This is a genomic window from Micromonospora sp. NPDC049051, assembly GCF_043197575.1.
Lineage (GTDB): Bacteria > Actinomycetota > Actinomycetes > Mycobacteriales > Micromonosporaceae > Micromonospora.
Genome location: NZ_JBICTL010000004.1, coordinates 205,779 through 230,637 on the forward strand (window position 1 = coordinate 205,779; position 24,859 = coordinate 230,637).

General features: G+C 73.3%; 18 protein-coding genes. 9 read left to right on the forward strand and 9 right to left on the reverse strand.

Translation table 11 applies throughout. The features are described 5' to 3' along the window. Positions 1-7: 7 nt before the first annotated feature. Positions 8-1,309, reverse strand: a complete 1,302-nt coding sequence (locus ACGFIR_RS17685) for a sensor histidine kinase (RefSeq protein ID WP_392998202.1) — start codon at positions 1,307-1,309, stop codon at positions 8-10. 400 nt (positions 1,310-1,709) lie between these two features. Between ACGFIR_RS17685 and ACGFIR_RS17690 the strand changes: the two genes are divergently transcribed. The 5 genes from ACGFIR_RS17690 to hemB are packed head-to-tail and all read left to right on the forward strand — an operon-like array spanning position 1,710 to position 7,386. Beyond that, positions 1,710-2,480 carry a redox-sensing transcriptional repressor Rex gene (locus ACGFIR_RS17690; protein WP_392998204.1) on the forward strand — a complete coding sequence of 257 codons (771 nt, stop codon included), beginning with the start codon at positions 1,710-1,712 and terminating at the stop codon, positions 2,478-2,480. Continuing rightward, a complete protein-coding gene (locus ACGFIR_RS17695) occupies positions 2,477-3,814 on the forward strand; it encodes a glutamyl-tRNA reductase (RefSeq protein ID WP_392998206.1) in 1,338 nt (445 codons plus the stop codon). The genes ACGFIR_RS17690 and ACGFIR_RS17695 overlap by 4 nt, the downstream gene beginning before the upstream one ends. Continuing rightward, positions 3,811-4,806 carry a hydroxymethylbilane synthase gene (gene hemC, locus ACGFIR_RS17700; RefSeq protein ID WP_392998208.1) on the forward strand — a complete coding sequence of 332 codons (996 nt, stop codon included), beginning with the start codon at positions 3,811-3,813 and terminating at the stop codon, positions 4,804-4,806. The genes ACGFIR_RS17695 and hemC overlap by 4 nt, the downstream gene beginning before the upstream one ends. Then, positions 4,803-6,383, forward strand: coding sequence for a uroporphyrinogen-III synthase (locus tag ACGFIR_RS17705; RefSeq protein WP_393146036.1), 1,581 nt, complete (start codon positions 4,803-4,805; stop codon positions 6,381-6,383). Before hemC ends, ACGFIR_RS17705 begins: the two co-directional genes overlap by 4 nt. A gap of 19 nt (positions 6,384-6,402) precedes the next feature. Then, positions 6,403-7,386 carry a porphobilinogen synthase gene (gene hemB / locus ACGFIR_RS17710; protein WP_393146038.1) on the forward strand — a complete coding sequence of 328 codons (984 nt, stop codon included), beginning with the start codon at positions 6,403-6,405 and terminating at the stop codon, positions 7,384-7,386. 189 nt (positions 7,387-7,575) lie between these two features. Here the strand turns inward: hemB and ACGFIR_RS17715 are convergent, their stop codons facing one another. Next, a complete protein-coding gene (locus ACGFIR_RS17715; protein WP_393146040.1) occupies positions 7,576-7,893 on the reverse strand; it encodes a hypothetical protein in 318 nt (105 codons plus the stop codon). A 1,254-nt stretch (positions 7,894-9,147) separates the two neighbouring features. Here ACGFIR_RS17715 and ACGFIR_RS17720 point away from each other — a divergent pair. Continuing rightward, a complete protein-coding gene (locus ACGFIR_RS17720; RefSeq protein ID WP_393146042.1) occupies positions 9,148-9,801 on the forward strand; it encodes a multiprotein-bridging factor 1 family protein in 654 nt (217 codons plus the stop codon). Between the two features lie 65 nt (positions 9,802-9,866). Here the strand turns inward: ACGFIR_RS17720 and ACGFIR_RS17725 are convergent, their stop codons facing one another. From ACGFIR_RS17725 to ACGFIR_RS17735, 3 genes are all read right to left on the reverse strand, one after another. Beyond that, positions 9,867-13,145, reverse strand: coding sequence for a lamin tail domain-containing protein (locus ACGFIR_RS17725; protein WP_393146044.1), 3,279 nt, complete (start codon positions 13,143-13,145; stop codon positions 9,867-9,869). Positions 13,146-13,242: 97 nt separating this feature from the next. After that, entirely contained in the window at positions 13,243-14,259 is a 1,017-nt protein-coding gene (locus ACGFIR_RS17730) for a GNAT family N-acetyltransferase (protein WP_392999384.1), read from the reverse strand. A 72-nt stretch (positions 14,260-14,331) separates the two neighbouring features. Then, positions 14,332-15,825, reverse strand: coding sequence for a lytic murein transglycosylase (locus ACGFIR_RS17735; RefSeq protein WP_393146046.1), 1,494 nt, complete (start codon positions 15,823-15,825; stop codon positions 14,332-14,334). A gap of 38 nt (positions 15,826-15,863) precedes the next feature. Between ACGFIR_RS17735 and ACGFIR_RS17740 the strand changes: the two genes are divergently transcribed. Together ACGFIR_RS17740 and ACGFIR_RS17745 are read left to right on the forward strand one after the other, a co-directional pair. Further along, positions 15,864-16,082 carry a zinc ribbon domain-containing protein gene (locus ACGFIR_RS17740; RefSeq protein WP_392998221.1) on the forward strand — a complete coding sequence of 73 codons (219 nt, stop codon included), beginning with the start codon at positions 15,864-15,866 and terminating at the stop codon, positions 16,080-16,082. Between the two features lie 233 nt (positions 16,083-16,315). Continuing rightward, entirely contained in the window at positions 16,316-19,147 is a 2,832-nt protein-coding gene (locus ACGFIR_RS17745; RefSeq protein WP_393146048.1) for an ATP-binding protein, read from the forward strand. A gap of 85 nt (positions 19,148-19,232) precedes the next feature. Here the strand turns inward: ACGFIR_RS17745 and ACGFIR_RS17750 are convergent, their stop codons facing one another. Both ACGFIR_RS17750 and ACGFIR_RS17755 read right to left on the reverse strand, forming a co-directional pair. Beyond that, positions 19,233-19,772 carry a phospholipase gene (locus ACGFIR_RS17750; protein WP_392998225.1) on the reverse strand — a complete coding sequence of 180 codons (540 nt, stop codon included), beginning with the start codon at positions 19,770-19,772 and terminating at the stop codon, positions 19,233-19,235. 178 nt (positions 19,773-19,950) lie between these two features. Further along, complete coding sequence (locus ACGFIR_RS17755; RefSeq protein ID WP_393146050.1) at positions 19,951-21,612, reverse strand: family 10 glycosylhydrolase; 1,662 nt, start codon at positions 21,610-21,612, stop codon at positions 19,951-19,953. Between the two features lie 312 nt (positions 21,613-21,924). On the opposite strand from ACGFIR_RS17755, the gene ACGFIR_RS17760 reads away from it, so the two are divergent. Beyond that, positions 21,925-23,433, forward strand: coding sequence for an amino acid permease (locus tag ACGFIR_RS17760; RefSeq protein ID WP_393146052.1), 1,509 nt, complete (start codon positions 21,925-21,927; stop codon positions 23,431-23,433). 121 nt (positions 23,434-23,554) lie between these two features. On the opposite strand, the gene ACGFIR_RS17765 is transcribed toward ACGFIR_RS17760, so the two are convergent. Together ACGFIR_RS17765 and ACGFIR_RS17770 are read right to left on the reverse strand one after the other, a co-directional pair. After that, positions 23,555-24,280 carry a methyltransferase domain-containing protein gene (locus ACGFIR_RS17765; protein WP_392998231.1) on the reverse strand — a complete coding sequence of 242 codons (726 nt, stop codon included), beginning with the start codon at positions 24,278-24,280 and terminating at the stop codon, positions 23,555-23,557. Between the two features lie 243 nt (positions 24,281-24,523). Further along, the gene (locus ACGFIR_RS17770) at positions 24,524-24,841 is read right to left on the reverse strand and encodes a hypothetical protein (RefSeq protein ID WP_392998233.1); all 318 of its coding nucleotides are present in this window, start codon (positions 24,839-24,841) and stop codon (positions 24,524-24,526) included. Between the last annotated feature and the right edge of the window lie 18 nt (positions 24,842-24,859).

Here is a 24,859-nt window from a genome sequence, read left to right on the forward strand (position 1 = left end):
GTACGGCTCACAGCGGAAGCTCGGCGCGGATCTTGGTGGGGCCGCCGGCCGGGCTGGACACGGAGAGCCGGCCGCCCGCGGCGCGGACCCGGTCGGCGATGCCGACCAGCCCGTGCCCCTTGGCGAGGTGGGCGCCGCCCTGCCCGTCGTCGTCGACGTCGACCTCCAGCCGCCCGTCGTGCCTGGCCACGGTGACCTCGCACTCGGTCGCCCGGCTGTGCTTGGCGACGTTGGTCAGCGCCTCCGCCACCACGAAGTAGGCGGTGCTCTCCACCGCCGGGTCGAGCCGGCCGGCCGGGCTGGCCAGCTCCGGGTCCACCCGCAGCGCGATCGGGATCAGGCCGCGCCCGGCCAGGGCCGCCAGGGCGCTGGGCAGGCCCCGGTCGACCAGGATCGGCGGCGCGATGCCCCGGGACAGGGCGCGCAGCTCGGCGAGCGTCTCCCGGGTCTGGGTGACCGCCTCGTCCAGGGTCCGCGCGGCGGCCTCCGGGTCGGAGGCGAGCTGCTGCCGGGCCCGGCTGAGATCCATCGCGAGCCGGACCAGCCGCTGCTGCGGGCCGTCGTGGATGTCGCGCTCCAGCCGGCGCAGCGCGCTCGCCTCGGCGGAGACGGCGGCCCGCTTCTGCTCCTCCAGCACGGTGATCCGGTTGCGCATCTCGGCCACGCCGGTGAGCAGGGCCCGGCCGAAGCTGGCCTGGAGCAGCGCGCAGCCCCGGGCCACGATCGGCAGGGTGATCAGGAAGAACAGCCCGATCGCGGTGTGCAGCCCGATCCGGGCGATGGTCGAGTCGCCCAGGCCGAGGAGCTGGGGCAGGCCCACGTCGTCCGGGCCGCCGCGCGGCAGGGCCCAGTCGTACGCCCAGTAGAGGCTGCCGGTGACGGCGCCGGCCCACCAGACCAGCGTGACCACGAAGCTGACGACGGCCACGATCAGCTTGAGGATGCCGTGCGCGAGGTCGAGCCAGGACTGGGCGTCCCCCATCGGCACGAAGATCCGCCGCCAGGCGCTCGCCCCGGGCTCGGGGAGCCGGTACTGCGGGCGGATCCGGGACTGGTGGAGCACGGCGGGGAGGCGGAGCCGCTCGATGTCGGCGAGCCCCCGGGCGGCGTAGAGGGTGCCGCTGAGGATCGGCAGGCCGATCACCGTCACCATCAGCCCGAGCCCGGCAGCGAGGCCGACCAGCAGGACGACGAAGCTGGCCAGGGCCAGCGGGAGGCCCAGCAGCACGTAGCCGGAGTCCAGCAGGAGCTGTCGGGAGATGGTCGGCGCCGGCACGGGCTGGTCGGCGACGACGGGTACGGCGGTCATGCCACGAGGCTAGGCAGCGCGGGGTGGCCGACCCATCCCGTCGGCCCGCCTTCCCGACGTAGGGCTGGCCCTACCGTGACCGGATCGTGGGCGAGCCGTAGGTCGCGTGATTGGTCAGAGAAGTCGTAATTGAGCAATAATCGGCGCGGCCGGCACCATCGGCTCCGCCCGGAGGCCGGACGGCGGTCGACGAAGGTCGCTGAATCGATCTTGCGGAATGGAGGGGCTGGTGAAGCCGTGTCGCGAGCTTTCAAGATCGCGATTTGTGCACGCCTTCACAAGCGCCTACTCTGTAGTTCCGACGCGCCCTGCTAGCACAGCCGGCAATCTCGGTCGCCAGCGGGAGTCCCGAAACGGCCGGCCGGTGGAGTTGGCTGAGGATCGCACCGCACGGAGTCTCATGAGTCAGCACCGTCACCCAGGCGCACCCGGTCGGGCCGGTGCCGTACCGGCGCTCCCGGACCTGCCCGAGGCGACCGTCGCGCGGCTCCCGGAATACCTCCGTGCCCTGCACAACCTCGCCGAGACGGGGCACGAGACCGTGTCCAGCGAGGGGCTCGCCAGCGCCGCCGGCGTCAACTCCGCGAAGCTCCGCAAGGACCTGTCGCACCTCGGCTCGTACGGCACCCGTGGGGTCGGCTACGACGTGGCCCTGCTGGTCGACCAGATCGAGTACGTGCTCGGCCTCACCCAGCGGCGGGCCGTCGCGCTCGTCGGCGTGGGTAACCTCGGTCACGCCCTCGCCGGCTACGACGGCTTCGCCAGCCGTGGGTTCCGGATCGCCGCGCTCTTCGACGCCGACTCCGCACGGGTCGGCGAGGAGATCAACGGGCTGGTCGTCCGGCACATCGACGAGCTGCCCCGGGTCGCCGTCGAGGAGGCCATCGCCATCGGCGTGATCGCCACCCCGGCCCGGGCCGCCCAGGCGGTGGCGGACCAACTCGTGGCCGCCGGTGTGACGAGCATCCTCAACTTCGCTCCGTGCGTACTCTCGGTTCCGGAGGGGGTCGACCTGCGCAAGGTCGACCTTGCCATAGAGCTGCAGATCCTGTCGTTCCACGAGCACCGCAAGGCATCGTTGACCGCGCTCCCCGCCACCGGCGGGTCCGCCCTCACCGCTCTGCCCGGGGGGCTCGCCGTCACCGACCCGCAGGAGGCGATCGGCACGTGAAACTGCTCGTCGTCGGCGCGTCCTACCGCACCGCTCCCGTCGCCACGCTGGAGCAGCTCGCGGTCGGCCCCGCGGACCTCACCCGCACCCTGGACCGTCTCGTCGCCCAGCCGTACGTGACCGAGGCCGTGATCGTCTCCACCTGCAACCGGGTGGAGGTCTATGCCGCCGTGTCCGGCTTCCACGGCGGCCTCGGCGACATCTGCGCCGTGCTGGCGGAGCAGGCCGGCTGCCAGCCCGCCGCGCTCGCCAGCCACCTCTACGTGCACTTCGACGCCGCCGCCGTGGACCACGTCTTCCGGGTCGCCGCCGGGCTCGACTCGATGGTCGTCGGCGAGGCGCAGATCCTCGGCCAGCTCCGGGACGCCTACCATTCCGCGACCGGTGCCGACACCGCCGGGCGGCTGCTGCACGAGTTGATGCAGCAGGCGCTGCGGGTCGGCAAGCGGGCGCACGCGGAGACCGGGATCGACCGGGCCGGCCAGAGCGTGGTCACCGCCGCCCTGGAACTGGCCGCCGGGCACCTCGACGGCGACCTCGCCGGGCGTCCCGCCCTGGTGGTCGGCGCGGGCGCCATGGGATCGCTGGGGGTCGCCACGCTGTCCCGGCTGGGCGCCGGGCCGCTGACTGTCACCAACCGGGGCGCCGACCGGGCCCTCCGGCTGGCCGAGGCGTACGGGGCCGGCGCGACGCCGATGGCGGAGCTGACCTCCGTGCTCTCCACAGTGGACATCGTAGTGGCCGCCACCGCGGCCACCGAAGCGGTCCTCACCCGTGAGGTGGTGACCCGGGCACTCGCCGGGCGCGACGCCGGGCGGGGCCCGCTGGTCCTGCTCGACCTGGCCGTACCGCGCGACGTGGAGGCGGGCGTCGCCGACCTGCCCGGCGTCGAGGTGATCGACATCGACCGGATGGCGGCGCTGCTCGCCGACGGTCCCGCCGCCACCGACACCGCCGCCGTGGAGCGGATTGTGGTCGGCGAGGTCGACGCCTTCCTCACCTGGCTGCGCGGCGCCGACGTGGCGCCCACGGTGGCGGCCCTGCGGGGCCGCGCCGACGACGTGGTCGGCGCCGAGCTGCGTCGGCTCGCCCAGCGGCGCCCGGACCTCACCGACGACCAGCGCGCCGAGGTGGCCCGTACGGTGCACCGGGTCGTCCAGCGGCTGCTGCACCAGCCGACCGTGCGGGTACGCCAGTTGGCGGCCGAGCCCGGCGGCGACCAGTACGCGGCCCTGCTGCGCGAGCTGTTCGACCTCCAGGTGCCGCAGACCTCGCCGGTCGACAGCGTCCCCCAGATCTCCGACGACGTCCCGCCCTCCGGAGGTGAGCGATGAGCACGCCCCTGCGTCTCGGTACCCGCGGCAGCAAACTGGCGATGGCCCAGTCCGGCCACGTCGCCGAGGCCCTGACCGCTGCCACCGGTCGGCCCGTCGAGCTGGTCGAGGTGGTCACCGCCGGCGACCGCTCGTCCGCGCCGGTGCACCGGCTCGGCGTCGGCGTCTTCGTCTCCGCCCTGCGCGACGCGCTGACCGCCGGCACCATCGACTTCGCGGTGCACTCCTACAAGGACCTGCCCACCGCGGCGGCGGCCGGGCTGCACGTCGCGGCGGTGCCGACCCGGCAGGATCCGAGGGACGCGCTGGTCGCCCGGGACGGCCGTACGCTCGCCGAGCTGTCCCCCGGCGCGACCGTGGGCACGGGCGCGCTGCGCCGCATCGCCCAGCTGCACGCCCTCGGAATGCAGCTGGAGGTCACCCCGATCCGTGGCAACGTCGACAGCCGCCTCGCGCGCGTGCTGGGCCCGGAGGTCGACCTCGACGCGGTCGTCCTGGCCCGGGCCGGGCTGGCCCGGCTCGGGCGGACCGACGTGATCACCGAGACGCTCGACCCGATGCTGATGCTGCCCGCGCCCGCCCAGGGCGCGCTGGCGGTGGAGTGCCGGGTCGACGACACCGACCTGGTCGAGCTGCTCGCCGTACTCGACCACGCACCGTCCCACGCCGCGGTCACCGCGGAACGGGCGCTGCTGGCCACCCTGGAGGCCGGGTGCTCCGCTCCGGTCGCCGCGTACGCCGTCGTCGCCGAAGGCGAGCCAACCGGCTCGGGCGCCGAGGGCGATGTCGTCCAGGAGATCTATCTGCGCGGGGCGGTGATCAGTCCGGACGGTACGAGAGACCTTCGGCTGTCCCGCACCGGAACGCCCGCCGACGCGGCGGAGATCGGCAAGGCACTCGCCGCCGAACTCCTCGAACTCGGCGCCGACTCGATCCTCGGCCACGATGGACACGCCGGCCCGGGGACCCAGCAATTTGGGAGCACAGAATGACCCGCACCCGTAAGCCTGTAGGCCGCATCGCCTTCGTCGGGGCCGGTCCCGGCGACCCGGGCCTGCTGACCCGCCGGGCGCACGACGCACTGGTCGACGCCGACCAGGTGGTGTACGACCGGGGAGTCCCCGAGTCGCTGCTCGACGCCGTCCGCGTCCAGGCCAGGGAGGACGCCCAGTTCACCCCGGCGGAGGGCGCGCCGGGTGACGTGGCGAAGGTGCTGATCTCGGCGGCCCGTTCCGGGCTGAACGCGGTGCACCTGGTCGCCGGCGACCCGTTCGGTCACGACTCGGTCGTCAAGGAGGTGCAGGCGGTCGCGCGGACCGCCGCGCACTTCGAGGTGGTCCCCGGGGTCGGCCAGGCCGAGGGGGTGGCGACCTACGCGGGCGTGCCGCTGCCGGGCGTACGGACGGCCGCGGACGTCGAGGACGTCAGCACGCTGGACTTCGACGCGCTGGCCGCGGCCGTCCGCCGGGGCTCGCTGGCCCTGGCCGTGGACGCCGGCGACCTCGCCGCGATCCGCGACGGGCTGCTCGCCGCCGGGGTGGAGGGTGCCACGGGCGTCGGGGTGACCGGCGACGGCACCGGTGAGACGCAGTACACCACCACGTCGACCGTGGACTCGTTCGTCGCGGCGGCACTCGGCTTCACCGGCCGGGTGGTGCTCACCGTCGGCGAGGGTGTGGGCCAGCGCGACAAGCTGAGCTGGTGGGAGAACCGCCCGCTGTACGGCTGGAAGGTCCTCGTGCCCCGCACGAAGGAGCAGGCCGGCGTGATGAGCGCGCGGCTGCGCGCGTACGGGGCCATTCCGTGCGAGGTGCCGACCATCGCGGTCGAGCCGCCGCGTACCCCGGCCCAGATGGAGCGGGCGGTCAAGGGCCTGGTCGACGGCCGCTACGCCTGGGTGATCTTCACCTCCGTCAACGCCGTACGGGCGGTCTGGGAGAAGTTCGCCGAGCACGGCCTGGACGCCCGGCACTTCGGCGGCGTCAAGATCGCCTGTATCGGCGAGGCGACCGCCGACGCCGTCCGCGCGTTCGGCATCCAGCCCGAGCTGATCCCGTCCGGGGAGCAGTCCTCCGACGGGCTGCTCGCCGAGTTCTCGCCGCACGACGAGATCCTCGACCCGGTCGGCCGGGTGCTGCTCCCGCGCGCCGACATCGCCACCGAGACCCTCGCCGCCGGGCTCACCGAGCGCGGCTGGGAGGTCGACGACGTGACCGCCTACCGGACGGTCCGGGCCGCCCCGCCGCCCGCCGAGATCCGGGACGCGATCAAGTCGGGTGGCTTCGACGCGGTGCTCTTCACGTCCAGCTCCACGGTGCGTAACCTGGTGGGCATCGCCGGAAAGCCGCACGCCCGTACCGTCGTCGCAGTGATCGGGCCCAAGACGGCGGAGACCGCGACGGAGTTCGGCCTGCGGGTCGACGTCCAGCCGCCGCACGCCTCCGTCCCCGACCTGGTGGAGTCGCTCGCCGCCTACGCCGTGGAGCTGCGCGAGAAGCTCGCCGCCATGCCGGCGAAGCAGCGCCGTGGCTCGAAGGTGCAGGGGCCGACCGCCCTGAGGTTCCGCTAGCCGTAGCAGGAGGCCCGTGATGCCGTACCCCGAGATCCGGCCCCGCCGGCTGCGCCGCAACGCGGCCGTCCGGCGGCTGGTTTCCGAGACCCGCGTCGACCCGGCCGAGCTGGTCGTGCCGATGTTCGTCAAGGAGGGGCTGACGGAGCCGCGGGCGATCGCGTCGCTCCCGGGAGTGCTCCAGCACTCCCGGGACTCGCTCCGCAAGGCCGCCGCCGAGGCGGTCCAGGCGGGCGTCGGCGGGATCATGCTCTTCGGCGTGCCGGAGCGGCGGGACGCGACCGGTTCCGGCGGGATCGACCCGCAGGGCATCCTCAACGTCGCGATCCGCGACGTCGTCGCCGAGGTGGGCGACGCCACGGTGGTGATGAGCGACCTCTGCCTGGACGAGTTCACCTCGCACGGGCACTGCGGCCTGCTCACCCCGGACGGCGACGTCGACAACGACGCCACGCTGGAGGCGTACGCCGAGATGGCGGTCGCCCAGGCCGCCGCCGGGGTCGGGATGGTCGGGCCGTCCGGGATGATGGACGGCCAGATCGGCGTGGTACGCCGGGCGCTCGACGCCGCGGGCCACCAGGACGTGGCCGTGCTGGCGTACGCCGCCAAGTACGCCTCGGCCTTCTACGGCCCGTTCCGCGACGCGGTGGAGTCGGCGCTGGAGGGCGACCGGCGCACCTACCAGCAGGACCCGGCGAACCTGCGGGAGTCGCTGCGCGAGGTCGAGCTGGACGTCGCCGAGGGCGCCGACCTGGTGATGGTCAAGCCCGCCCTGCCGTACCTCGACGTGGTGTCGGCCGTCCGCGCGGCGGTGGACGTCCCGGTCGCCGCCTATCAGGTCTCCGGCGAGTACGCGATGGTCGAGGCAGCCGCCGCGAACGGCTGGATCGACCGCGAGCGGGTGATGCTGGAGACGCTGACGTCGATCCGGCGGGCCGGCGCGCAGGTCATTCTCACCTACTGGGCGGTCGAGGCCGCCCGGCTCCTCCGCGAACGCCACTGACCAACTCGCCGCCCGCCCGGCACAGCCCCGGCTCGCCCGTCCGGCCTCGGCTCGCCCGTCCGGCCCCGGCTCGCCCGCCCGGCCCCGGCTCGCCTGGCCCTGGCCCCGGCTCGCCTGGCCCTGGCCCCGGCTCGCCCGCCCCGGCTTCCGCACCGCTCGGCTCGTCGCATCAAGGCGTGGTTCTAGGAGTCACGATCGGCTGGTGAGCCGTCCGGGGTAGTCGCGGCCGGCCAACCAGATCGTCAGGTCGTTAGCGATCGCGGAGATGTTGGTTCCTGTGCTGTGTTCGTGCTGGTGGTGGCTGGGGTCGCGGCGTTCGACCTCGTAGCTGCCGTCATCGAGCAGGGAGACCGAGGCGTACCAGTCACTGTCGTCGGCGGGGGTGATGGTGACGAAGGTGTTGTCGGGCTGGTCGAGGTCTTGCAGCAGCATGTACAGGGCGTCCTCGGACGGGTCGGCGATGTGGTCGCCGTTCTCGGTATCGGCGTCGTAGTAGTCGGCAGCCATGCTGCTGTCCCTTTCGTCCCTCGGATCACCGCGACCCACACGATCATTCTCGACGCCTATCCACACCGAGATCAACTCATGAAACGCCCAGCCCAGCCCAGCCCAGCCCAGTCCCGCCCAGCCCAGCCCAGCCCAGCCCAGCCCAGTCCCGCCCAGCGCGCCCTAGCCCAGCTCCGCACAGTCCGGCTCGACCGGCCCGCACCGGCCCGTCTGTGACCGAGCGAGGTCAGGCCGAAGTCCACACCCTGCCGACCCGTCGTCCAAGTCGCCGCCGCCAGCGCCAGGAGATGTCCCAGTAAGCCGCCGGTGCCGGTGTTGCCTCCTCGGGTCGCCCGGCCGCCGGTGCTGCCTCCTGGGGGTCGCCCGGCCGCCGGTGCCGGTACTCCCTCCTTGGGGTCGCCAGGTTGCCGGTGCCGGTGCTGCCTCCTCGGCGTCGCCTGGCTGCCGGTGCCGGTGTTGCCTCGCCGTCCGGCACGCCCTCGCCACCTGGATGCTCGCCACTCGCCCAGCCGCATCCGGCACGGCACGTTCCCAGCGGCAACCTTCCGTAACGCTGTGTAGCTTCCCTGTGGTTGAACGTCATCGTTCTTCGGACGCTTTGCTCTGCAGCCATATACGCGCCGGCAACCCTGAGTGGCCGTTGCGTATCTGGCTGCAGAGCAAAGGGCGCGCGGGGCTTGGTTGCTCCTGAGGGCAGTGAGTGCCAAACCTGCTGGTCACGCCATTGGCTCCGTCTGCAACGTGTGCAGGGCTGCTCTGAGGCTCGGAATGCTGTTACTCAGAGTGATTATTGGTTGAGAAGCTAGTTGTGTCACTCAGCGTCATCGCCGGCACCTTGGGTGGGGTGGTGACATTGGCCGTAGCGCCGGTCCGGGTGCGCCGGGCTGATGCGGCAGGGTCGTGCGGGTTTTCCACAGGCGGCGAGGTTTTCCACAGGCGGAGCGGGCGGGATTGCGGGACGGGCGCCGCAGCCGGGACCGTGAGCGGATGACCGGCCCTTCCGCTGACCCGCCCCCGAATTCCGTCGCCACCGAGCCGGGCCCCGCTGCCGCCCGAACCGCGCCGACGGGATCTCGGTCGGCGCCCCACCGCGCCACAACGCCGGGCCCCGTCGGGCTGCCAGACGGCATCGGACCGCCGGGCTCCGGCAGACCGCCGGGCTCCGGCGGGCCACCAGGTTGGGTCGGACCACAGCGCCTCGTCGGGCCGCAGGATTCCTTCGGGCCGGAGGGCACAGCCGGGCCGCAGGCTCCCGTGGGGCCGTCGGACGCGGACGATCCGGCGGGTCTGGCGGACCTCGACCAGACGGTGGGCCTCGACCAGACGGCGGGCCTGGCGCAGCCTGCGGACCTTGACCAGGCGGCGGGTGCACGGGAGTTGCCCGTCATGTTGACCGAGCCGTTCGACACTCCGTGGCCGGCGGCGGGCATCGTCCGGGCGGTTCGGCGGTACGCCAGCCTCAGCCAGCGGGAGCTGGCGCGGTGGGCCGGGGTGAACCATGCCACGGTCGGGCGGATCGAGGCGGGGCAGCTGGTGCCGAGCATCCTGCTCCTGCGCCGCATCATCGGCGTCGCCGGGTTCCGGCTGGCCGTCGTCAACGAGTTCGGGCGGGTGCTGAAGCCGATGCGGGACTGGCAGGACACCCGCGACGGGGCGAGGCGTCGCTATCCCTCGCACCTGGACACCATTCTCGACCCGGAGCCGGGTGAGTGGTGGGCGGACATCTACGGGTTGGCCCGTCCACCCGAGACGTTCTATCGCGACCGTCGGGTCCGCGACGCCATGCGGCGGCGCAGCCAGTGGGAGGTGCGGGTGGCGAAGTACCGCAGTGTGCCTCCGCCGCCGCGCGTGCCGCCACCGCCGCGCGTGCCCCCGCCGCACGTGCCCGACCCACGCTTCCCGTGGTGAGCGAACGGCCCGCCGGCCAGGACGTTCCTGGGCGGCGGGCCGTCTGGGCGGGCTCCGGTGCGACGTCAGTCGTCGTTGGTGATGGTGCCCACGGCGAGCGGGTCGGCCAGCCGCAGGCCGGGCACCCCGGCCACGACCAGGTTCACCTTCTCGTCGGCCTCCCGCTTCTGGTCACCGCGCACGGTCACCGGGAAAACCAGGGAGGTCTGTCCGGCGGCCAGGACCTTGCAACCGACGTACGGGTCGTAGTCGGCGCCGGCCTGGGCCGTGGTGCCGTACGTGGCGGCGCAGAGCAGCACCGGCTGGGACAGCGGGCGCGACACGGTGACCGTGAAGGTGAGCGGCCGGGTGCCCCGGTCGCCCTCGACCACCGACGCGTCGCCGACACTCAACGAGGCCCGGGAGCGGAAGCGGGCCACCTGCGGATCGTGGTCGCTGGAACCCCGGCTGCCGTCGGCCGCGTGGTCGGCCGGCCAGTCGGCGTTGACGTGCGCGGCCCGCATCTCCACCAGGTCCCGGTGCAACGCGCCGTTGACGAACAGGTGGTCCAACGTCTGCGTCTGCCCCTCGAAGCTGTACGAGTAGGCGGACGACGGCGCGTCGGCGAGCAGGTCGTCCCAGAGGTTGCGCATGCCCGCCTCGTACAGCGGTCCGAGCTGGTCCGACCCGGTGGGGTCCGCCGCCGTGGCGATGGGGTCGTCGGGGCGGGGGAAGACGTTCAGGTCCCCGCCGTAGACCACCCGCGCGTGCGGGTCCGACGCCTCGATCGCGGAGACGATCGCGGCCCCGTACGCGGCCTGCTCCCGGCGCTGCCCGATCCGGCTGTCCGGCCCCGACGAGTAGTGGTTGCTGGCGGCCCACAGCGTGTACCGCTCGGCGGAGCCGGGGGCGGCGGCCACGGTGAACTTGCCGAGCTGCGGGGCGCGGGTGAAGACGTTGTCGCCGTCCTTGCCGGTGGAGGTGTCCACGTCGGCGGGGAGCACGGCGTTGAGCGCCTTCGGGTTCTGCACGTCCGCGTTGCCCGGCAGCCCCGCACCCCGGTACCGCACCGTCGGCGTCGAGCCCAGCAGCGGGTCACCGGCGGTGGGCGTCGCCAGCGACACCCGGTCGGTGCGGAACATGAACGCCGCGGTGATGCCCCGGGCGTCCGCGCCGGTGCGGTCGTACGCGGCCTGGTAGGCCGGGCCACCTGCAGCCGTGATGGCCAGCGCCAGGTCCTGGAGGGTGTCCGGCGCGCCGTCCGCGTTGTCCGTGGTGCCGCAGACCAGTTCGCCGCCCGAGACCGAGCAGATGTCCTGGTCCTCGGCCTCCTGCACCAGGATCAGGTCCGGGGAGTGCAGGTCGGTGGTGATCTGGTCGGCCAGCGCGGTGAGCTGCTCGCGGTACTCCTGCTCGCTGCCCGGCACGTAGTCGAACGGCGGGCGTACCCCGGTGCAGCCGGCGTTGCCGGCGAAGTCGCAGCCGTCGAACGGGTCGTCGCGGTAGTCGTACAGGTTCTCGACGTTGTAGGTGGCGACCGAGATCTCCTCCGCCCGGTTGGCGGGCTTCGGCGGGTGGTTCGCCGACGGGTCGGCTCCGCCCGTGAACGTGGCCGCCTCGACCTGCACGCCGTACTTCTCGAACGAGTAGTAGAGCCCGCCGACCGCGTCGGCGGTCAGCGTGTCGAACGCGCGCGCGGGCGGGAGCAGCGCGCCGCTGTCGCCCGTGGTGCCCTTGACGCCCATGCTGCCGAGCAGGATCCGCTGCCCGTTGCCGTCGTCGAAGCGGCGGGTCGGGTCGTTGTCCAGCGGGTGCGCGTCCCGGAACACCCGACGGGCGTACGGGTCGGCGCGGTCCAGCAGCGGGTCGTCCCGGTCGATCACGAAGATCTCGCCGTCGGCGGTGGAGGCGAAGACGTTGCGCCCGCTCACCGCGCCACTGCCGGCACGCACCCGCATCCGGGCACCCTCGTGCCGCTCGAAGAAGCGCTGCGCGGCTGCCAGCTCGACCGGCGGCACGGCGTCGGTCACCTCGACCTCGGTGTCCACGTCGACGCCGGTGGCGATCCGGCGGACCAGCGACGCCCCGGAGAGCTGGGTGAAGTTGTAGTACTCGGAGACCCGGGCGCGCAGCACCACCTCGTCGCCGACCGTGGGCACGTAGCCGCCGATCAGCGAGGTGAACGAGCCCATGAAGACGAAGATGCCGTCCGAGCTGGTCGGATCGCCGTCGGTGGCGTCGGAACGGCTCTGCAGGAAGAAGCCGTGCTGGTCGCGTCCCGACGAGTCGCGGGCCAGGGTGCGCTGGGTGATCACGCCGCGTACGTCGTACAGCGTGCTGCTGGTGCCGTTGCCCGAGGCCGGCGCGAGCGGCGAGCGGTCGGCGGGGCCGGACTCGGCGTCGGTGGTCGGGCCCTGCACCTCGCCGACGGTCAGCTCCCGGGTCACCTGCACGGCCAGGGTGCAGGTGGCGGTGTCGCCGTCCGCGTCGGTGGAGGTCAGCACCACGGTGTACGCCCCGGCGGCCAGGTCGGCGCTCGTGCCGACCGTGGCGCGGGCGGTGCCGCCGACCGCGTCGGCCGGGACGACCGCCGAGCGGCTGACGGAGCCGGTGGCCGGGGTCGGGCTGACCGAGGTGACCGCCAGGTCGACGATCCGGTCGTCCGGGTCGGTGGCGGTGACCTCCCGGGTGGCTGCCGTACCGGCCGGGGTCACCAGCGCCGGGCCGCAGGTGAGCGTGGCGGGCGCGTCGACCGGCCCGCCGCCGTCGACGGCGTGCGTGCCGAGGCCGTCGAACGTGTCGACGGCGAAGCCGACCCACTGGGCGGCCGGGTCGAACGCGTCGGAGGGGTCGGTGTCGCCGGAGGTGACGGCGGCCGACCGGCGCAGCGTGTTGTCGGCGGTGCTGGTGAGGCCCGTGCCCCACTCGGTGCCCGGGTCGACGCCGACCTGACCGATCGAGTCGAGCACGGTGCCGCCCCGACTCAGCACGATCGCGTCGTCGCCGTTGAACAGGCTGGCGCCGGTGGTCTGGTCGGCCCGCTCGAGGATGGCCGGCGCGGCCGAGGCGGCGGCGAAGACGAAGGCGTCACCGGCCGCGACCGTGCCCGTGAGGGCCAGGTTCGTGGGCGTGGTGGAGCCGTTGAAGTAGAGCTGGAGCTGGTATCCGCCGGCCGCGAGGTCCACGGCGGTGCCGGTGCCGTTGAACAGCTCGATCGCCTTGTTGTTCGACGAGCCTTCGACGTACTCGGAGATGAAGAGATCGGTGGGCGCGGCGCTGGCCGCGGTGGGTGCGACGCCGACGGCCGTGGCGGTCACGGCGACGGTGGCGGTTGCGAGCGCGGCAAGGGTGCGGCGCGGGCGCATGGGGCCTCCACGATGGGTGGACGGTGAACTAACGCACGTTAAGGGTCGCTGCTGACCGCCGTCCATCCCCCAGCGGACGGATTCGTGAACGTTCCGGTCAGCGTCCGGCGTCGAGGCGGTGTACCAGCTCAGCCACGTCGATGCTGTATTCGCACCATTCGCGGTCCGGACGGTAGCCCAGCTCGGCGTTGACCTTGAGCATGGCCTCGTTGGCCTGCGCGTTCCAGGTCTGCACCTCGGCCAGCTCCGCCTCCACCGAACGCAGCTCCATCAGCATCCGGGCCTTGATCGCGCGGTCGATGCCGTAGCCCCGGTGGTCCTGCACGACGATGGTGTCGTACTGGTCGGCACGGGTGGGATGCTGGACCGGTACGACCACCTCGGTCAGCCCGGCCACCTCCCCCGTCTGCTCGTGCAGGGCGAGCACGATGTAGGGCTTCATGCCCCGCCGGTGCAGGCAGTCCAGGCTGTCCCGCAGCCGCTGCGGGTCGGCGGAACTGGGGCGCAGTTCGCCGTCCTCGACGTCGCGCACCTCCGCCTTCGCCCGGGCGTACGCCTCGATCAGCTCGTCCGGCGGGCCGCCGGGATGGAACTGGAGTTGGTAGCCCGCGCCGACCCCGGTGGCCATCTCGGCCAGCTCGGCCCAGTCCACCCCGGACAGGTCCAGCACGCTGCGGGTCTCCACGTACTCCTTGGAGAAGCCGAGCGACTCGTAGAAGGCGACGGCCGGCGTGTCGCCGACCACCTCCACGCCGATCGACTGGAAGCCCTCCTGGTAGACCCGCCGGGCGGCGGTCAGTACGAGGTCCCGGCCGAGCCCCGTGCGTCGCGCCGAGGGGTGTACGAGCACCTCCAGCACGCCGATGTCGCCGAGCAGCAGCACGTGCACCTGGCCGAGGATCGCCCCCGGGCTGCCGTCGGCCGCCGGCTCCGCCTGGGCGATCCAGGAGATCCGCCGCTCACCGGGCATCACCTCGGCGAGGTATTCCCGCAGGGAGGTCTCCCGCCACGGCGGATCCTGCGGAAGATCGGCCGCCAGGACCGCGTTCAGCGTGTCCAACAGCGACGCGATCTCGGCGGACGACGCGGTCCTGGGGTCCCACTCGCGCACCATCACCCGTCTAGCTTGCCGCTAACCGGTGCCCGAAGGAAGTGTCCGGTCCTCCAATGTATGCAGACGATCACTTCACGTGCGGCTGGCCTGTCCGTAGCGGTTGGCGGTGTCGTAGACGTCCTGGGCGTAGCGGCGGACGTCGTTGTAGGACAGGATCGCGTTCCACCAGTCGGCCGGGATGGTGAGGTTACGCCCGCCCTTGCAGAGGTAGTTGCCGGCGGCGAGGGCGGCGTCGTCCAGGTCGTGCGGGTCCTTGACGCCGTCGTTGTCGGCGTCCGCCCCGATCTCCTGCCAGGTCGTCGGGATGAACTGCATCGGCCCGACCGCCCGGTCGAGGACCGTGTCCCTGTCCAGCACGCCGCGGTCGGTGTCGGCGATGCGCATCCGGCCGCCCTGCCCGTCGAGCGGCAGGCCGATGATCTCGGGCAGCGCCTTGCCGTCCTGGCGGAGCTTCGCGCCGTTGGCCTGGCCGTGCCCCGACTCGACGAACCCGATGGCCGCCAGGGTGGTCCAGCTCAGCCCGCAGCTGCGGTTGGTCTGGGCGAGCACCAGCTCGGCGTAGCCGTACGCCTGCATGGCGACCGGCGAGATGCCGACCTTGGGCCCGATCTGGGCGGCCCAGCCGGCCAGCGCGTCCGACGGCCGGCCGGTGGTCCCGCCGACGGGCGGGCCGGTCGGTGTCGTGCCGAGCGGCGGCACCGTCAGGGTCGGCAGCGGCATCCCGCCGGGCGGTGGCACGTCGCCGGGCAGCGTCCCCTGCGGGACGGCGGTCGGCGCGACGGTGGTGGCGTCGACCGCGACCGGGCGGGGCCCGCGGGCCGTCGCGGGCACCAGCAGCGCGCCCGCCGCGGCCGTCGCCGCGACCAGGGCGAGCAGGAACACGCCGGGCAGGGTGAGTCGCCCGCCGGGCCGCCGCGACCAGTCCCGGGTGGCGCGGGCGGCGGCGATCGCGACGCGGTGCGGCGGCCGGCGTACGGCGTGCGCGAACTGCACCCGGCGACGCCGGGGCCCGGCGGCCGGTGCCGGCGCGACCCCGTCGACCTTCGTCTCCGCGAGGTCACCCGAGCCGGTGGTCGACTTCGCGGCGACGGTCTTTCCGTCATCCGGCTTCGCCGCCTCCGCAGGCTTCGCCTCCGCGGTGGACCCGTCGCCCGACTTCGTCTCTCCGGTAGGTGCGTCGCCGGGCTTCGCCTTCCCGGTGGGCCCGTCGCCCGGCTCCTTGTCTCCGTTCGGCTGGTCGCCCGGCTTCGCCGTTTCGGTCGGCTTGGCCTCTGTGGCCGGCTTGGCCTCTGTGGCCGGCTCGGCTTCTGCGGCCAGCTCGGCCTCCACCGGCTCGGCTTTCGCGGCCGGCTTCTTCTTGGCCGCGTCCGCCGGCTGTGCCTGGTCGGCGGGCTTCTTCCCGGTGGTCGTGGATCTCAGCCAGGGACGGCGGGGCCGTGGCAGTCGCGTCGCGGGACCGGGCGCGGGGCCGGAACCCGCGAGTGGCTCGTCGACCGGGGCCGCAGGCCGCAGGGGTCGATGGGTCGTCCTGTCCTCGCCGTCCGCCACAAGTTGAGTATCTCCCATGTCCCCCTGTTCGTCAGGACCGGTCGTACCCTGGTGCCATGCCCCGGTACGAATTCCGTTGCCGCGCCTGCGGTGACACATTCGAGGTCAACCGTCCGATGGCGCAGGCCGGTGAGCCGGCTTCCTGCCCCCAGGGGCACGCCGACACGGTCAAGCTCCTGTCCACCGTGGCGGTCACCGCCCGGGGCGGCGGTGCCGCCGGTGGTGCGCCCGCTCCCGCCGGCGGGGGTTGTTGCGGCGGTGGCTGCGGCTGCTGACCGCACGCCCCCACCTGGAGTTCGGCATCGCACCCGACGACCGGTGGGGGTCCGTCGACGGTCCCGCCCGCGCGGACTGGTTCCTCGTCCGCCACGTCGTGCGCCGGCCCGTCCTCTCCGGTCGGCCGGCGCCGGACGGCTCCGCAGGGTCGGGTCCGGCCGACCGTTCTCACGATGCGTGATCGTCCGGTATCAGGCAGCATGAGTCCGACGTCACGGGCGGAGGTTCCACCATGTCGCCACGGATCGACCTCCCGAGCGGGTTGGTGACCTTCGTCTTCACCGACATCGAGGGCTCCACCCGGTTGGCCCAACTGCTCGGCCCGGACTACCGGCCGGTGCTGCGGGAACACCGCCGCCTGCTGCGCCACACCATCGCGGCGGCCGAGGGCGCGGAGCTGTTGACCGAGGGGGACTCGTTCTTCCTCGCGTTCGGCGACGCGACCGCCGCGCTGACCGCCTGCCTGACCGCGCAACGGGCGCTGGCCAGCCACGAGTGGCCCACCGCCGACGCCGTGCCCCGGGTGCGGATGGGGCTGCACACCGGCTGGGCGGAGCCGCGCGACGGCGAGTACGTCAGCCCGGAGGTGCACCGCGCGGCCCGGGTGGCCGCCGCCGCCCACGGCGGCCAGGTGCTCTGCTCGGCGGCGGCGGCGCGGCACGCGGAGCCGTTGCCGCCCGGCGCGTCCCTGATCGACCTCGGCCTGCACCGGCTGCGCGGCTTCGACGACCGGGAACGGCTCTTCCAACTGGTCGCCCCCGGCCTGGAGCGGCAGTTCCCGCGGCCCCGTACCGCCGACGCGAGCGCGCACAACCTGCCCACTCCGGTCACCTCGTTCGTCGGCCGGCATGCCGAGCGCGCCGAACTCAAGCGGCTGGTGGAGGCACACCGGCTGGTGACCGTCCTCGGCGCGGGTGGTGCCGGCAAGACGCGGCTGGCCGTGGAACTCGCCGTCGATCTGGTGGAGTCCCATCCGGACGGTGTCTGGTTCGTCGACATCGCCGCGGTCACCGACCCGGGGCTGGTGGCGTTCGAGGTCGCCGCCGTGCTCGGGCTGCGTCCCGAGCCGGGCCGCCCGATGGTGGACACGCTTGTGGAGTACGCGGCCGCGCGCCGGATGCTCGTCCTGCTGGACACCTGCGACGCCCAGCCGGCCGCCTCGGCCGACGTGATCTCCCGGCTGCTCGCCGGCGGGGTGGGCGTCCGGGTGCTCGCCACCAGCCGGGAGTCGTTCGGCCTGCCCGGCGAGGTGGTCTGGCGGATTCCGTCGCTGTCGGTCGACCCGCCTGTCGACGGGGCGGAGAGCGACGCGGTCGCGCTGCTGCTGGACCGGACGGCGGCGGCCCGGGGCGGCCGGCCACCGGACCCGGCCGAGTCGGCCGACCTGCGCCGGGTGGTGCGACGGCTGGACGGGTTACCGCTCGCCATCGAGCTGGCCGCCGCCCGGCTGCGGGTGCTCTCCATCGGGCAGCTCGCCGAGCGCCTCGACGACGTGCTGGGCACCCTGGACGCGGGCCGGGAGGACCGGGACCCGCCGGCGGCGGAGCCGGGCCGGCCGGGCGACGGGCAGGACCCCGTCGACCTGGTGCCGGCAGCCGTGGCGACGGCGTCGCCCAGCCCTGCCCTACGGGCGGTGCAGCGCTCCGCCATCGAGCGGCACCTGACCATGCAGGCCACGGTCACCTGGTCGTACCGCACGCTGGGGCCGCGCGCCGCCCGGCTGCTGCGCTGGCTGGCGGTCTTCGCCGGCCCGGTCGACCTGGCTGCGGTGGAGTGGCTGCTCGGCGACGATCCGCTCGATCCGCTCTCGGTGCTGGTCGACAAGTCGATGGTGCTGGCCGAGCCGCACGCCTCGGGCAGCACCTACCGGATGCTCGACCCGATCCGGGCGTACGCGGCGCGGCGGCTGGTGGAGGCGGGGGAGGAGCAGTCGGCCCGTAACCGGCACGTGGCGTGGTCGATGCACGCGCTGGAGCGGGCGCACCTGGGCCCGGACGGGCGGCCGGTGACCCTGTCGCTCTACGCCCTCGATCCGCTCGCCGGTGAGCTGCGCGCCGCGCTGCGCTGGTGCGCCACCGGTGGCAGCGCCCGGGCGGGTCTGCGGGTGGCCGGGGGGCTCGACCAGTGGTGGCGGGAGCGGGGCCTGGCCCGGGAGGGGCGGCTCTGGCTGTTCCGGCTGTACGGGCGCATCGCCGAGACGGGGGAGCGGATCCCGGAGGCCGAGCTGGCGGCGGCGTACCACATGCACTCGCTGCACGCCGGCGCGGACGGCGAGTTCGCCGAGGAACTGCGCTACTCGCAGCGGGCGGAGGCGGCGGCCCGGCAGGCGGGCGACGCCGGGCTGCTCGCCCGGGTGCTCGCCGGGCGGGCGGCCCCGCTGGTCGACATGGGGCAGTTCACGGAGGCCGAGCGGATCTGCCGCGAGGTGATCGACTGGGCGTCCGGCCAGGAGGTGATCGGCGACGCGCTCTTCGGGGTGTTCAGTCTGGCCGAGCTGCTCTGGCGCCGGGGTGCCCTGGACGAGGCGGCCGAGCTGCTGGGCGCGGCCCGTCCGGTGGAGGCGGCGCGCCCGGTGGAGCGGGGGCGGCGCTCGGTCGACATGCTGCTCGGGATGGTCGCCCTGGCGCGCGGGGACCTGGTCGCCACGCACGAGCACCTCCAGGTGGCGCTCCGGTCGCGGATGAGCCACGGCTTCCACGGTCGGGCCTGCGACACGCTGAACGCGATGGCGGTGCGCTGTGCGGTCGGCGGCGACGGGCTGACGGCGGCCCGCCTGTTCGGCGCGGCGGGGGCGACCCGGGCGAAGATGCGCTGCGCCCCGGGCATCTACGGCGACTACTGGGCGCAGCGGCAGGGTGAGCTGCGCCGGGAGCTGGGCGACGCGGCCTTCGACGGCGCGTACGGCGAGGGGGCCGAGCTGGGGTTGGAGGAGGCGGCGGCGCTGGCCCTCGCCGTCGAGCATCCGGACCTGGCGGCGGGCTCGGCGAGGTTCGGTCACGCCCGCGTGGCCCCCCGCCAGCCCGTCACCCCGGAGCGGCCTCGCCACCACACGGGTCACGCCTGACGGCGGGTCCGGCCGGCACCCGTGCCGGTCGGGGTCCGCGGCCGGCCGTGGCGGCCGGGGCGCGGACCCCTGGGCGGTACGTGGATCAGTGGCTCGCGGCGGCGCTGCGCTCGGCGTCGGCCTTGATCCGGGCGGCGCGCTCGATGTCGGCGGGCTGCACGGCGGCGGGCGAGCCGAAGGCCTTGACGGCCTGGTAGTACGTCCAGGCGAGGCTGGTGCAGGCGGGCCGGACGGTGGCGTTGTAGGTGGCGCAGACCCGCTTCAGGTCGGCGTAGAAGGCGTCGTCGAGGCGGGCCTTGTTCGCCGAGAACTGACCCATCGCCTTGTAGTTGCGGTAGCCGAAGTCGTGCCGGTAGCAGGAGAGGTTGAACTTGAAGCCGAGCGGGTTGTCGGGGCTCGACGAGCAGTAGTCGGTCGACCAGTTGAACGCGTACGCAGACCAGGCGCCCTGGTTGAGCCGCGCGGAGTTCCAGGAGTTGTAGCTGGTGGCGCTGGTCTGCGTCCAGCTCGACAGGACGGACAGCTTCTGCGAGGTGGTGACGGCGGCGGCGGGGGAGGAGACCCCGAAGACGAAGAGCACGGTGAGCGCGGCCGAGGCGAGCAGGGTGGTGAAGCGTCTGGTCACGGGATACCTCCGCGGGGGATGAGCGGGTGGGACGGGGGCTACCGGCGGGTCACCGGAGTGCCGAACAGTGTCGATCATGAATACGTGGGGGATACGGTGCCCGCCGACATTTGGTGGCAGGTGTCGAAACAGACGAATGCCCCGGGTGCCAGGGGCACCCGGGGCATCCGGTGGAACGTCAGCTCACGAACGCCGGCGGGCTGGCCGGGCTCTCGTTCGCCACTCGGTCGAGCGCGGTCACGTAGTAGGTGTACCGCTTACCGGCCTCGGCGGTGGTGTCCACCCAGGACTGCGTCCCGGTGCCAACCGCGCGGACCGTGTCGACCAGGTGCGCCCCGTTGGCGAAGTCGCACCGGCCGGCCAGGCCGACGCCGTCGAAGCGGTAGATCGCGTACGACGCGGCGGTGCCGAGCGGGCCCAGGCCGTCGGCCGGCTGGAGCCAGTTCAGCCGGACCCCGTCGGCCTGCCGGGCGGCCTTCGTGACGACCGGCATGAGCAGCGGCTTCTTCGGCAGGTGCGACATGGTCGGGATCAGCGCCGGGCGGGAGTAGTGCTCGGCGGCGTAGATGTCGGTCGCGCCGAGCCGGTTGGCCCGTACCTGCACGGCCGAGAAGTGGATGTTGCCCTGGACCTCCGGGTACGCCCGGTTGAGCGTCAGGTGGTTGGACAGCTCCTGCGGGTTCATCCAGAACGAGCCGTAGGCGGGGTCACCGCTCTTGTAGTCGGCCTGCCCGATGTAGAGCTGCACCTTGGTGCCCTTCACCACGTCCGCCCACCACGGCACGAGCCGGGTGTAGTCGGCGGCCGGGTACTGGCCCATGTACCAGTAGAGCTGCGGCACGATGTAGTCGATCCACTCCTCCTTCACCCACTTGCGGGTGTCGGCGGAGACGGTGTCGTACGCCTGGCTGCCGGTGGTGTCCGAGCCCAGCGGGTCGGCCGACTGGTTGCGCCAGATGCCGAACGGGCTGACGCCGAACTTCACCCACGGCTTCGCGGCCTTGACCTTGATGCCCATCTCCTGGATCAGCAGGTTGGTGTTGTCCCGCCGCCAGTCGGCCTTGTCGGTGAAGCCCCGGTTGTGCGCCGCGAAGGTGGCGTCGTCGGGCACCTGGTGGGTGCCGCTCGGGTACGGGTAGAAGTAGTCGTCGAAGTGCACGCCGTCGACGTCGTACCGCTTGACGGCGTCCATCATGGCCGTCTGCACGAACTCGCGGACCTCGGGGTTGCCGGGGTTGTAGTAGAGCCGGCTGCCGGCGACCCCGGCCGGCGGGTAGGCGAAGACCCAGTCGGGGTTCTGGCGCGCCGGGTGGTTCGGCGCGAGCAGGTTGATGTCGCCGCCGGCGCCGCCCGGGGCGGGCATGGAGACGCGGTACGGGTTGAACCAGGCGTGGAACTCGAGGTTCCGCTTGTGCGCCTCGTCGATGACGAACTTCAGCGGGTCCCAGCCCGGGTCCTGCCCGCGGACCCCGGTCAGGTACTCGGACCAGGGCTCGTAGGGCGACGGCCAGAACGCGTCCGCGGTCGGCCGGATCTGGACGACCACGGCGTTGTGGTTGAGCCGCTCGGCGAGGTCGAGCAGCTGACGGTATTCGGCCTGCTGGGTGGCGATGCGGTCCGGCGAGGTGTGGGATGCGCTGCTCGGCCAGTCGATGTTGACGACCGAGGAGATCCACATGGCCCGGAACTGCCGCTTGGGGGTGGCCGGGTTGGTGACGCAGGTGGTGGTGGAGGCGGCGGTGGTCGCCGTGTCGGGCGTCGCGCTCGCCGGGGTCGCGGCGACGAGCGCGCCGAGCAGTGCTGCGGCCAGCCCGGCGGCTCCGAGCCGAGTTGCCTTCATGCGGTGTGTCCCTTCGTTGGGGCTCCCGTGTCAGGGGTTCATCGCGGCGCAGACGGCAAGATTCGCCGTTGACAATCTTCCGCAGGTAGGAAATTTTCACACCTCACGGTTCTGCGCAAGAGTCTGAGCGGGATCCATCCGTCCGTCCATGCCGGCTCGTCCCTGTGGCCGGGGCCACGGGGCGCACCGTGCTGGGGCACACACGCCAGGTGGTGACCCGAATGACCTGAAGCGTGGTGATTGAGCAGGGTCCGCCCTGGGTAGCAACGCCGGTCACCGGTCGCCACGGAGGTGGTCCGGACGGTGGGAGGGGTGACGGCCGTGTCCGTGCTGCGTACCAAGCCGATCGGCGACGTGATCGCGCAGAGCGAGGCCGACGGTGCCGACGGCGGACCGGGCCTGAAGCGGCGGCTCGGCGCCCGTGACCTCACCGGCTTCGGCATCGGCATCGTGATCGGCACCGGCATCTTCACGCTCACCGGCATCGAGGCACGGGACAGCGCGGGGCCCGGCGTGGTGATCTCGTTCGCCATCGCCGGCCTGGTCGCCCTGCTCGCCGCCCTCTGCTACGCCGAGCTGGCCTCCAGCGTGCCGGCCGCCGGCAGCGCGTACACCTACGCGTACGCGACCATGGGCGAGATCGTCGCCTGGATCATCGGCTGGGACCTGCTGCTGGAGTTCGCCCTCGGCGCGGCGGTGGTGGCCCGCGGCTGGTCCGGTTACCTGGCCGAACTCGTCGGCCTGCCCACCGCCTGGTTCGGCGAGGAGGGCAGCGTCGTCAACGTCGGCGCGATCGGCATCGTGCTGCTGCTCGGCGTCGTGGCGATCGTCGGCATCCGCGAGTCCGCCCGGGTGACCAACGTGCTGGTGCTGGTGAAGGTCGCCATCTGTGTCTTCATCGTGGCCGCCGGCCTGTTCTTCGTGAAGGCCGCCAACCTCACCCCGTTCGTCCCGCCGGCGGAGCCGGCCGGCGGCGGCGAGGACGGCATCAAGCAGCCCGTCACCCAGGCGCTCTTCGGGCTGGAGCCCTCGGTGTTCGGCTTCGTGGGCGTACTCAGCGCCGCTGCGGTGGTCTTCTTCGCGTACACCGGCTTCGAGGCGGTGGCCAACCTCGGCGAGGAGACGAAGCGGCCCCGCCGGGACCTCACCCTCGGCCTGCTCGGCACCCTGCTGATCTCCACCGTGCTGTACGTCGGCGTCTCGCTGGTCCTGGTGGGCATGGTGCCGTACGACGAGATCGACCGGGGCGCCCCCATCGCGGCGGCCTTCAACGCGGTCGGCGCCGAATGGGCCGGCATCCTCGTCTCCATCGCCGCCGTCGCCGGCCTGACCAGCGTGATCCTGGTCGACCTGGTCGCCATGGGGCGGATCGGCTTCGCCATCAGCCGGGACGGGCTGATCCCGCCGTCGATCGCCAAGGTGCACCCGCGCTGGGGCACCCCGTACCGGATCTCGGCCGTCATGACGGTGGTGGTCGCGCTGCTCGCCGGCTTCCTGCCGCTGTCGGCCCTGGCCGACCTGGTCAGCATCGGCGCGCTCGCGGCGTTCGTGCTGGTCTCGGTCGCGGTGCCGGTCCTGCGCCGCAAGCGCCCGGACCTGGACCGGCCGTTCCGGGTGCCGCTCTCCCCGGTGCTGCCGATCGTGTCGGCGCTGGCCTGCTTCTACCTGATGCTGAACCTGTCGGTGGAGACCTGGCTGCGCTTCGCCGCGTGGATGCTGCTCGGCGTGCTGATCTACTTCGGCTACGGCTACCGCCGCAACCGCCTGGCCCAGCGCCCCAGCCAGGCGGCGGCCCGCCCAACCGAACCCGCCTCCCCCTAACTGCTCCCCTCCCACCCTCCCTCGGGTTGCCCTCGGCTCCGTTGATCATGAAGTTGTTGCGCTCCGCCCCGGTGTGTCGCGACAACAACCCCATGATCAACGAGGAGGGGCGGGCAGGGGGTCAGGCGAAGAAGCGGGCCAGGTGGGTGGGGGTGGGGGGATCCGCGTCCGGGGGGAGGGGGGTCAGGTCGGCGAAGATGGAGGCGCCGTCGCAGCCGGCGTGCAGGGGATGCCAGCGCGGGGTGCCCGGCGGGCGCTGCACGCAGACCCCCTTGATCGTCTGTACGTCGAGCAGCCGGACGTGCGTCGGATCGGCGACGGCGTTCACGTGCCCCCACCACGGGCTCATCACGTGCAGCACCCCGCCCGGCCGGAGCACCCGGTGGCATTCGTCCACCAGCGGCAGGAAGTCGATCAGGTGCTCCAGGATGTGTACGGCGAAGAGCACGTCCACCGAGTCGTCGGCCAGCGGCAGCGAGCCGGAGAGGTCCGCCACCGCGTCCACTCCCGGGGCCGGGAAGATGTCCAGCCCCAGGTTGCCCGGCCACTGCTTGGTGGCACCGCAGCCGAGGTCCACCACCACGGGCGCCCGCCCACCGACCCCGACCCGGCACCACACCCCGAAGACTCCGGCCAGCCGGCCGACCAGTTCGCGGACCAGGCGCAGCTGTGCCGGATCGGCCACCTCGCCGCTGACGTGGGCCACCCCGCGATCGAAGCGCACCTCGACCGCGAGATCGCGTAGCCGGGCGTCGTGCCGGACCTGGTCGGCCCACGCCTGCGCGAGGAACTCATCGACCGCCCGCAGCCGCTCGGCCGAGGGCGAAGCCTGCGTCAACGCGACCATCGGCCCACCTCCCGCCGCCCGTTACCCGGATCCCCGTCCGGTATGCCTCCAATTGCGCGAGGCGCGTCAGGCTGCCCGCGCGGGCGAGGGCCCGGAGCCGGCGACTCAACCGGCGATCGTCGCCAGGCGGGCCAGGCCAGGCCGGTCGGGGCCAGGCCAGGCGGGTCGGGCCAGGCCGGTCGGGGCCAGGTCACGCCGGGGCCGGGGAGGGCCGGGGCCGGAGCGGGCCGGGAGGCGGACGGGTCAGCCGGTGATCGTCCGCCGGGGGCGTCCGCCGCCACGCATCCGCTGCCGGGGCGGCGGTGCGGCCGGCTTGGGCCGCTTGAGGTGGTAGCGGTGCAGCTCGTTGTTGCCGGGCAGGGACGGGTCCTCGCTCATCGCGACCAGCTCCCAGCCCTGGTCGCCGGCCCGGTTGAGGTGAGCCAGCGCCGTGTCGCCGTAGGGCGTCACGTCGACCATCGAGCCGTCCGGGCCGTACCAGACGAAGACGACCTCCCAGCCGAGGTCGTTCGTGGCCGGCTGGCGGCGGCGGACCAGCAGCGCGTACTCCCACTTGAGCATGCCGTCATTCTCACCCGC

Excerpts from the sequence above, each read along its gene's own strand:
- ACGFIR_RS17685 (WP_392998202.1), bottom strand. The coding sequence starts at position 1,309 with ATGACCGCCGTACCCGTCGTCGCCGACCAGCCCGTGCCGGCGCCGACC.
- ACGFIR_RS17690 (WP_392998204.1), top strand. The coding sequence starts at position 1,710 with ATGAGTCAGCACCGTCACCCAGGCGCACCCGGTCGGGCCGGTGCCGTA.
- hemC (WP_392998208.1), top strand. The coding sequence starts at position 3,811 with ATGAGCACGCCCCTGCGTCTCGGTACCCGCGGCAGCAAACTGGCGATG.
- ACGFIR_RS17705 (WP_393146036.1), top strand. The coding sequence starts at position 4,803 with ATGACCCGCACCCGTAAGCCTGTAGGCCGCATCGCCTTCGTCGGGGCC.
- hemB (WP_393146038.1), top strand. The coding sequence starts at position 6,403 with ATGCCGTACCCCGAGATCCGGCCCCGCCGGCTGCGCCGCAACGCGGCC.
- ACGFIR_RS17715 (WP_393146040.1), bottom strand. The coding sequence starts at position 7,893 with ATGGCTGCCGACTACTACGACGCCGATACCGAGAACGGCGACCACATC.
- ACGFIR_RS17725 (WP_393146044.1), bottom strand. The coding sequence starts at position 13,145 with ATGCGCCCGCGCCGCACCCTTGCCGCGCTCGCAACCGCCACCGTCGCC.
- ACGFIR_RS17730 (WP_392999384.1), bottom strand. The coding sequence starts at position 14,259 with ATGGTGCGCGAGTGGGACCCCAGGACCGCGTCGTCCGCCGAGATCGCG.
- ACGFIR_RS17735 (WP_393146046.1), bottom strand. The coding sequence starts at position 15,825 with ATGGGAGATACTCAACTTGTGGCGGACGGCGAGGACAGGACGACCCAT.
- ACGFIR_RS17740 (WP_392998221.1), top strand. The coding sequence starts at position 15,864 with ATGCCCCGGTACGAATTCCGTTGCCGCGCCTGCGGTGACACATTCGAG.
- ACGFIR_RS17745 (WP_393146048.1), top strand. The coding sequence starts at position 16,316 with ATGTCGCCACGGATCGACCTCCCGAGCGGGTTGGTGACCTTCGTCTTC.
- ACGFIR_RS17755 (WP_393146050.1), bottom strand. The coding sequence starts at position 21,612 with ATGAAGGCAACTCGGCTCGGAGCCGCCGGGCTGGCCGCAGCACTGCTC.
- ACGFIR_RS17765 (WP_392998231.1), bottom strand. The coding sequence starts at position 24,280 with ATGGTCGCGTTGACGCAGGCTTCGCCCTCGGCCGAGCGGCTGCGGGCG.
- ACGFIR_RS17770 (WP_392998233.1), bottom strand. The coding sequence starts at position 24,841 with ATGCTCAAGTGGGAGTACGCGCTGCTGGTCCGCCGCCGCCAGCCGGCC.